The 306-nt window shown below is 65.0% G+C and carries 1 pseudogene; it reads left to right on the top strand.

The features are described 5' to 3' along the window. Nucleotides 1–306, top strand: a pseudogene (locus tag EN861_RS34830) (sarcosine oxidase subunit alpha); the annotation flags it as partial.

Below are 306 nucleotides of genomic sequence, written 5' to 3'. Positions count from 1 at the left end.
GCAATATTTCCCGCGTCCGGGCGAAACGCATTGGCGCCACAGCGTGGACCGCGAGGCCAGGGCCGTGCGCGGCGCAGTGGGCCTGTGCGATGTGACGACGCTCGGCAAGATCGATGTCCAGGGTGCCGACGCGGGCGAGTTTCTCAACCGGCTCTACTGCAACATGATGGCCACACTGAAAGTCGGCCGGGTCCGCTACGGGCTTATGCTGCGCGAAGACGGATTTGCCTATGACGACGGCACCTGCGCGCGGCTGGCCGAGGATCATTTCTTCCTGACCACCACCACGGCCAAGGCAGGTCCGGT

Source organism: Mesorhizobium sp. M8A.F.Ca.ET.218.01.1.1 (assembly GCF_004791165.1).
Classification (GTDB): domain Bacteria; phylum Pseudomonadota; class Alphaproteobacteria; order Rhizobiales; family Rhizobiaceae; genus Mesorhizobium.
Note: the sequence above shows the minus strand (reverse complement) of the source record. Positions and strands in the feature narration are given on the sequence as shown.